The organism is Acinetobacter sp. YH12106, assembly GCF_013418995.1.
GTDB classification, from domain to species: Bacteria; Pseudomonadota; Gammaproteobacteria; order Pseudomonadales; family Moraxellaceae; genus Acinetobacter; species Acinetobacter pseudolwoffii.
The window spans coordinates 1-8307 of record NZ_VPAV01000041.1; the positions used below are offsets into that span (position 1 = coordinate 1).

The following is an 8307-nucleotide window of genomic DNA, read 5'->3' on the forward strand; positions in this document are numbered from 1 at the left end:
AATACCAACGAACAGCCCAAAGAATGATTTCACCTTGAAAGTGCCGACCGTGGAAGGGATTCATCTGCTGTATCTCGAAATAAATAAGATATTTAGCTTATCATGTCAGCCTATTTGCAACAGTGCCAAATACCGACCGACCGAAATTTCAGGAAATGTTGAATTATGTCCGGGAAGGAGACAAAGTGATTGTACATTCCATGGATCGTTTTGCACGAAGCCTAAAAGATTTGGTCACTGAAGTAGATAAACTGATTAAAAGGGGAATCGCCATCCAATTTGTAAAAGAAAATATTACTTTTACCGCTCAATCTACCCCAATGGATAATTTGATGCTGCAACTGATGGGTGCTTTTGCACAGTTCGAACGTGAGATCATTTTAGAGCGGCAAAAAGAAGGAATTAAACTCGCCTCTGCTCAAGGGAAGTACAAAGGCCGGGTACATAAATTGAAGCCTGAACAGGCTGAAGCTTTAAGGCAAGCATGGAAGGAGGGGAAGTACCCTTCAAAAATGGCATTAGGTCAGGCATTTGGAATTAGTCGACAAGCGGTATACCGCTATTTAAAAGCAGGCGAGTTATCCAATTAAAATTTTACTTAGCCACTAAAAGATCTTAAAAGTTGATTTCACTTAAGCTTACAATGGAAATTGATAGACTTTTGCAGGCACTGTTGCAAATAACCACGAATGGTAAGCTGAAGACTGTTTTAGCTAAAGGTGCAGCATATGAATCCTTTCCCATGGTCGACATTTTCAGGGGGAAATCATTCTTTGGGCTGTTTGTTGGTATTGTAAATATGGCATCAGCTATCGTGAACTTTAGGAAATGCTTGCTGAACGAGGCGTAAATGTGGATCACAGTACAGTTTATCGTTGGGTTCAGCGTTATGCTCCAGAAATGGAAAAACGGTTACGCTGGTATTGGCGTAATCCTACAGATTTACATTCATGGCATATGGATGAGACTTATATCAAAGTGAAGGGGCGATGGACTTACCTGTATCGTGCAGTTGATCAACGTGGTCATACGATTGACTTTTACCTTTCCGCTAGACGGAACAGTAAATCAGCCTATTGTTTTTTAGGAAAGATCTTCAATACGGTGAAAAAATGGCAAATTCCACGGGTTATCAATACAGATAAAGCAGCGACCTATGGCCAGGCTTTATCACGGTTAAAGCGAGAAGGAAAATGTCCAGTAGATATTGAGCACAGGCAGATTAAGTATAAAAATAATGTCATTGAATGTGATCATGGCAAGTTAAAGCGGATCATCAGGGCCACGCTAGGATTCAAATCTATGAAAACGGCTTATGCCACAATTAAAGGGACTGAAGTCATGCGTGCACTGCGTAAAGGACAAGCATCGTCATTTTATTATGGTCAGCCTCTGGGTGAAGTGTGTCTAATCAACAGGGTTTTCGGTCTCTAAGCACTTTTTAAAGGGAACTTCATCGACTCAAATCTCTATTTGCAACAGTGCCATCCTGATCAGGCCCAAGCCCTGCGACAAGCTTGGGACGAAAAGAAGTATTCATCCAAAGTTGATCTAGCAAAAGCATTTGGTATCAGCCGGCAGGCTGTGTACAGGTATTTAAAAAGAGATGGACTGCCCTCAGTATCCTGGGCATGATGCACATTCTCTTAAGCTAACTCATTTTCTTGGTTCCACCTATTAATTTCTCTTATTGTATTTAAAAAATTTTAGACATACTTCACCTTGAAAATGCCAATCATGGAAGGAATTTATCTGGTGCACCTTTAGCCAGAACAATCCTCATTATCATTAATAGTTATTTGTAACAGTACTTGTTGTTTCAACTATTAATTAATACAAAAATGAGTATAATTACAGAACGTTAAAACAAAATTAGGAAAAAAAGATGGGGTATGCTGAAAATTTCTATTCACAGGGTAAAGCAGATATATTTCGTTTAAGTTCAAGAGCTTTAATAAATACAGATTTTTCGAATGAATTTATCGTAAATCAAAATGTTATTAACTCAACTCTACAGAAAGTAGCGGAATTAGACTTTACACCACACGGATATAAACTTCAGAAAGAATACGGCTGGTCTGAAGAAAAAATTAATCATACAATCAAACTATATCAGGAATGGTTAACTTTACAGGTGCATTACGAAGAATTATCTTTTGCTCCTAGTGAACTAGTCGACGAGTTTTGGCATATTCATATTCTAGATACTCGAAAATACTTCCAAGATTGTAATAAAATTAAAGGATCATTTATCCATCATTATCCATATTTTGGTCTAACAGAACAGGAAAATGAAACTGTTTTAGAACAAGGGTTTGAATTAACTAAAAAGCTATATAGCTACCATTTTAATAGAACTGAATTAGGCTTCAGAGGCGAAGCTGCTGCCTCATGCGGTTGTCGTTCAGGTAATGGAAGTAGTTGCCGATAATGGCTACATTGTTACTTTCTGATAAACTCTATGCCAATATTTTAAATTGGCTAGAGTTTCAAGATGATCCATTAAAGATTTATAAACTTCTTTCAAATGAACAAGATTTTCTTTTCTTAATTGATTCTCTAAAAAAAATATTGGAAAATGAAAAGTTTGTGGTTTTAAAAAATACTCCTTTTAGAACCATGAATCATTTAGAAGCATTGATTCGGTTTTTTGGAAATTATTATGGATGCGTTGAACATACTGGGATTAAGGTAGATTGCAATTACACTGGATGTGCAACAAATAATTTAGTTTTACATAATGATGATGCTGTTGATATTAATAGTCAGCCCAATATTGGATTTATACAAGTTATTAAAAAAGATCCACTATTTAAAGTTGAAAATGGTATTGTTGTAATAAGAGAACTAATCAGAAAACTTCGTTATGAAAACCCTGAACTTTTGGAAAAATTACTAACTACTAAGGTTCCAATGATTTCTAAGGGTATAAATTTCGACTCCGAAAATAAAGAAATAATAGATTTGAAATCTAATATTTTATATAAAGAAAACAACGAATATAAAGTAAGATTTGATTATGATCGAATAATGTATTATTACCAATATCATAAATTAAAACAATCATATGAAGAAGGTAAAATGATTTATCAATTTCTTATGCATTGCGAAGATTTGAAAAAAAATATTTTTTTAGATATTGGTGATATTCTTATTCATGATAATAAGGCTACTTTACATGATCGAAATGAATGCTCTATAGGTATTGATGTTAGTCAGAAACTATTTACAAGAGAAATATTTGTTAGTTTTGCTTTATGAACAAAATTAGGCACAAAATCCCAAGATATTTAAGAAATAAATCAAATTTTACATTTTGGTATTCTGTTATTAATGAAACAAACTTTCTACTTGATTTAAGTAAAGTAAAAAATATTATAGATTTTGGATCTGGAGACGGTGGTTTTTTAGAACTGTTTAATTTTCTACATAAAGACATTAACTGTATAGGTGTTGAAATACAAGATGAATTGATTATTTATAGTAATTATAATAATAAATTGAGTAATGTTAAATTTATAAATTATGAATCTTTTAAGGAAATAGAAAATTTATCGCAGGATATAATATTTTCTCAAGAAGTAGTTTATACAATTCAAAACATAGATGCTCATGCATTAGAAATTTATGAAAAATTAAATAAAGGTGGTTATTATATATTTACTATAGGTTGTCATATAGATAATCCAACTTGGATTAAGAGGAAAAAACGTATAATAAATGAGGAAAAATATAATGCTTACGATTATTCTATTAATCAAATAGCTAAAATATTTTATCAAGTAGGTTTTAGGGTTAGTATAAAGAAAATCCCAATACATTACCCATTAGTATTTGATTTTTCGGGAAAAAATGAATTTGAAACAATTGAGGAGTTAATTGAATCTTCTCATGTTCATAAATATTTGTTCATATTATTAAAACCAAAATATGATAAATAAAGAGTGCGAATGATGAGTCACAGTATTAGAACTTTGAATGTACGTGAAAATAACTTGAAAAATATTAGCGTAGAGATACCAAAGAATAAGATAACAAGTATAAGTGGGGTCAGCGGTGCTGGAAAAAGTACTTTAATGTTTGATGTAATCCTTAATGAAAAAGAAAGAAGATATAGAATTGAGAATAATATTGCGACAGAACATGAATTATATAATAGAAAGAACTTCGATAGACTAGAAATATTAGACCAAGTTTATGGTGTTTCACAGAAAACTATAAGAAAAAGTGAGGTATCAAATGTAAGCACAGTGTCAAAATTAAATGAAAATATTAAGGAAATTTTTATAAAATATGGAGAAATTATATGTCATTGTGGTGCACATGTAGATAATAGTTGCCCTCTGAATGTTTTTTACAAAATAATTGATAAAGATAGTCTTATACTTTATAAAATTAAAGAGCGCAATAAAGAAATAAATAATACTAATAAAAAAATAGTAGAGGAGTATGGTCTAAATAAATATTTTGACTCAAACTTTAAAAGAATTGATGAGGGGAAAATAAATAACTCAAAAGGAATGGATTTATTTGTCGAGATTGAAAAATTTTTAGTAAATGAAAATAATATAAAAAAGATTATAATTTTAAAACAAGGTAAAAAGGTTTTTGATTTCTCAATTCAAACTTTTTGTGAAAATTGTTATACAGAATATCAAGTAAAAAATAAATCTTTATTTACAAAGTCTGAATTAAGTGAATATAATGGAAAATGTAAATCATGTAATGGTTCAGGTAAGGTAAGTAAAGTAGATTTCGAAAAGTTAATTAATAAAAATATTAGTATTTCTAATAATTTTTTAAATATACCTCACACTGGTAAAGCCTATAAATATATTTATTTACAAGATTCAGAAGTAAAAAAAACTGTAGGTAAAGAGAATCTTGATGTTTTATTTTATGATTTGAGTCCTGAGATTAGAACTAAATTAATTGACTTGATTAATTCGAAGTTATTAAGTAAGAAAGACAATGAATTCATAAGCCAGTATATAGGTTATGAAAAATGTGAAGAGTGCCATGGTACAGGATATAACTATAAGTGTAATGCAGTAAAATATAAGGGGTTAAATTTTTATGAATTTAATCAACTTCAAATTAAAAACATAAAAGATTATATTGAAGATGATAAAGTTTTAAAAATTATTAATGAATTTTATAAATTGTCGCTATCTTATCTAAGATTAAACCAATCCACAGAAGAATTAAGTGGTGGAGAACTACAGCGATTAAAAATAATTAGATACTTATCTGATGATATTAAAAATTCAATAATTGTTTTAGATGAAATTTCATCTGGATTAGCTAAAAGTGATTTATTTAATGTAATAGATGTAATTAAAGAATTGAATAATAATGGAAATACTATTATTTTAATTGATCATTCAAATTATGTTATTAAAAGTTCTGATTACAATATTCATTTTGAAAATAATGGTTATAAAAGTGGGTATATATCAAAAAATAGTTTTTATTCAGAATTAATTTATTCTAGATCTAAAAGAGAATTAAAAAAATTTATTTCCTTTAAAGATTTGAACAAAAATAATTTAAAATATGTAAGTATAAATATTCCTTTAAATTCATTAGTTTCAGTAGTTGGGGTTTCAGGTAGTGGTAAATCAAGTCTAGTTAAGGCAATTATTTCAGAGATAGAAAAAAATAAAGATGAAATAGATGTAATATATGCCAGTCAAGATGATATTTCAAAAAACTCTAGATCTACTATAGCATCATATACTGGTATATTTGATGAAATCAGAAAATACTATACTCAAAGTAATCTTTCTCAAAAATTAGGATTCAATATTAGCCACTTTTCATTTAATACACCAGAAGGTTCATGTGATCTTTGTAATGGCAGTGGAATATATAATGATTTAACTTGTAGTAAGTGTTTTGGTGCTAGATTTAATAACTATACTTTATCAGTTAAGATAAATAGTTATAATATTCATGAACTTTTAAATCTACCACTTAGTAAATTAATTAGCTTGAATATTAGCCCTACAGTAAATAAATTGTGTGATTTATTGATTAAAATGGGGGCGGGATACTTAACACTAGCAAGAACAACATCTACTTTAAGTGGTGGTGAATGCCAAAGAGTAAAACTATCAAAATACTTACTTAAAAAATATCAAAAAAATACTCATAAATTTATTTTTTTAGATGAACCTACAAAAGGGTTGAGCATTCCTGATTGTATAAATATTTTAAAATTATTTAGTGATCTCTTAGACACGAATTGTACGATTATTGCTGTAGAACATAATGAAATGTTTATTGATAATTCTGACTATATAATTGAAATTGGACCAAAATCTGGCATGGATGGAGGCGAATTAATTTTTCAAGGTAAGCAGGAAGAATTTAAAAAGAAGGATTTTTTTGAAAATAAAAGCTATCCAATAAGTATAATGAATAATAGTAATTTGATTTGTAATCAATGGCAGGATGACTTTTATTTTGAAAATATTAGAAATTATTTTAATAATTTTGAATTTAAAACTACAAAAAATTTAACGACTTATAGGGATTTTTCTTCATTGAAATCTTTTCTAAAAGATAAAAGAGTATTTTTTTGCCCATTTATTGATGATATTTATAACAATGGTGTTATTTCAAAAAATAATTTTAAATCAATTATTAGCGAGTTATTAAGAATAGGAGTGGTCTCTTGTTTGTGGAACAATAATACTATTAATATTAAAAATTTAAAACCTACCTTTTTTCAGGACTTATATTTCGATTTTTTTTGTGAAATTGATGATATTGACTTGGCATTTTTATTAGGAGGGAATACATTGGTAGTGTTTGAGAAGGGTATTCCACAGTTTCACTCTCTAAGAATTGTTGATTATAAGAAAAAATTAATAGGAACAAAAGTTATTACTGAAAATACGTTTAATAAATATTTTTCTAAATGTCCATATTGTAAGGGTTCGGGTAAAGTTATTGATGTAAATAATTTTATTTTAAATATCAATAAAAAAATTACAGATACATCTTTTTATAAAACAGCTATAATCAATGAAAAAAAATTATATCACATCAAAAAATCTATAAAGAAATTCAAAGATGAAATGATATGTAATTTAGATATTAATTATAGTGAGCTAACTGATGCAGAACGTTTAAATGCAATTTATGGTTTTAGAAAAATATATTTTTTAAATGATGGTGATCGAAAGAATGCTCTTAGTGAGCAGATTAAGTGGGAGGGGCTTATTGAGTTGTTTAATAGTGGTAAAAATAAGCCATCATGTAAATGCATAAAATGCAATGGCACCGGATATATTGAAGAGCTAAATTATTATTTAATTAATGGTAAGCCAGTATATGCGCAATAAAAATAATATTTTTTTATTAATTGGGTGTCCAGCTTCAGGTAAATCTTATTTTCGTAAGAAATATTTAAATGACTACGAATATATATCATGTGATGAAATAAGAGAAAAAGAGTTTGGTTTTATAAGAACTTACGAAATTAGGAAAAAAACTACTTTTATTATCAAAAATGAAATTATAAAGCTTGTTTCTGAGGAAAAAAATTTTGTGATTGACAGTACTTATTTTAATTCTGTTAATGAAAGAAAATTCCTTTTTGAAGAAATAAGTAATTATAATATTATAGCAATATTCATAAATGTTAGTTTTTATAAAATTGTAATACAAAATACAAGAAGGCCGCCTCATAGATTAATTAGTTTTAGGATGTTGAGGAAATTTTATAATGAAATTCAACCACCTGAAAAAGAAGAAGGTTTTAGATTAATTTTTGACATTAAATTTAGATAAATTATAAGGTACTGTGGCAGAGGTGAGAGGTAGTTCCAATGGCACTGTTGCAAATAGAGATTTGAGTCGATGAAGTTCCCTTTAAAAAGTGCTTAGAGACCGAAAGGCACTGTTGCAAATAGACTGACATGATAAGCTAAATATCTTATTTATTTCGAGATACCGCAGATGAATCCCTTCCACGGTCGGCACTTTCAAGGTGAAATCATTCTTTGGGCTGTTCGTTGGTATTGTAAATATGGCATCAGCTATCGTGAACTGCAGGAAATGCTGGCCGAACGGGGTGTGAATGTTGATCACACGACTATTTACCGTTGGGTTCAACGTTATGCTCCTGAAATAGAAAAACGTTTACGCTGGTATTGGCGTAATCCTACAGATCTGAGCTCGTGGCATATTGATGAAACCTATGTAAAAGTGAATGGACGATGGTCTTATCTGTATCGTGCAGTCGATCAACGTGGCGATACCATTGATTTTTATCTTTCTTCTAGACGTAATACCAAA

Annotated in this window: 5 protein-coding genes and 4 pseudogenes; all 9 read left to right on the forward strand. The window is 29.5% G+C overall.

The window, feature by feature from the left end; translation table 11 throughout:
• Window positions 1-116 precede the first annotated feature (116 nt).
• Window positions 117-590 (forward strand): annotated as a pseudogene (locus FTU45_RS14550) (recombinase family protein); the annotation flags it as partial.
• 138 nt (window positions 591-728) lie between these two features.
• Window positions 729-1434: pseudogene (locus FTU45_RS14555) on the forward strand (IS6 family transposase).
• Window positions 1435-1488: 54 nt separating this feature from the next.
• A pseudogene (locus FTU45_RS14560) lies at window positions 1489-1635 on the forward strand (helix-turn-helix domain-containing protein); the annotation flags it as partial.
• Between the two features lie 250 nt (window positions 1636-1885).
• Window positions 1886-2431: a hypothetical protein gene (locus FTU45_RS14565; RefSeq protein ID WP_180076642.1), complete on the forward strand. Its 546-nt coding sequence runs from the start codon at window positions 1886-1888 to the stop codon at window positions 2429-2431.
• Window positions 2431-3261, forward strand: coding sequence for a TauD/TfdA family dioxygenase (locus FTU45_RS14570; RefSeq protein WP_180076643.1), 831 nt, complete (start codon window positions 2431-2433; stop codon window positions 3259-3261). Before FTU45_RS14565 ends, FTU45_RS14570 begins: the two co-directional genes overlap by 1 nt.
• Window positions 3258-3941 carry a methyltransferase domain-containing protein gene (locus FTU45_RS14575; RefSeq protein ID WP_180076644.1) on the forward strand — a complete coding sequence of 228 codons (684 nt, stop codon included), beginning with the start codon at window positions 3258-3260 and terminating at the stop codon, window positions 3939-3941. The genes FTU45_RS14570 and FTU45_RS14575 overlap by 4 nt, the downstream gene beginning before the upstream one ends.
• 9 nt (window positions 3942-3950) lie before the next feature.
• Window positions 3951-7352 carry an ATP-binding cassette domain-containing protein gene (locus FTU45_RS14580; protein WP_180076645.1) on the forward strand — a complete coding sequence of 1134 codons (3402 nt, stop codon included), beginning with the start codon at window positions 3951-3953 and terminating at the stop codon, window positions 7350-7352.
• On the forward strand, window positions 7342-7800 hold the full coding sequence (locus tag FTU45_RS14585; protein ID WP_180076646.1) for an AAA family ATPase: 459 nt from the start codon (window positions 7342-7344) through the stop codon (window positions 7798-7800). The genes FTU45_RS14580 and FTU45_RS14585 overlap by 11 nt, the downstream gene beginning before the upstream one ends.
• Before the next feature lie 168 nt (window positions 7801-7968).
• Window positions 7969-8307, forward strand: a pseudogene (locus FTU45_RS14590) (IS6-like element IS1006 family transposase); the annotation flags it as partial.

What these genes read in the sequence shown, in the direction of transcription:
- FTU45_RS14565 (WP_180076642.1), top strand. Translation starts at nt 1,886, where the DNA reads ATGGGGTATGCTGAAAATTTCTATTCACAGGGTAAAGCAGATATATTT.
- FTU45_RS14570 (WP_180076643.1), top strand. Translation starts at nt 2,431, where the DNA reads ATGGCTACATTGTTACTTTCTGATAAACTCTATGCCAATATTTTAAAT.
- FTU45_RS14575 (WP_180076644.1), top strand. Translation starts at nt 3,258, where the DNA reads ATGAACAAAATTAGGCACAAAATCCCAAGATATTTAAGAAATAAATCA.
- FTU45_RS14580 (WP_180076645.1), top strand. Translation starts at nt 3,951, where the DNA reads ATGATGAGTCACAGTATTAGAACTTTGAATGTACGTGAAAATAACTTG.
- FTU45_RS14585 (WP_180076646.1), top strand. Translation starts at nt 7,342, where the DNA reads ATGCGCAATAAAAATAATATTTTTTTATTAATTGGGTGTCCAGCTTCA.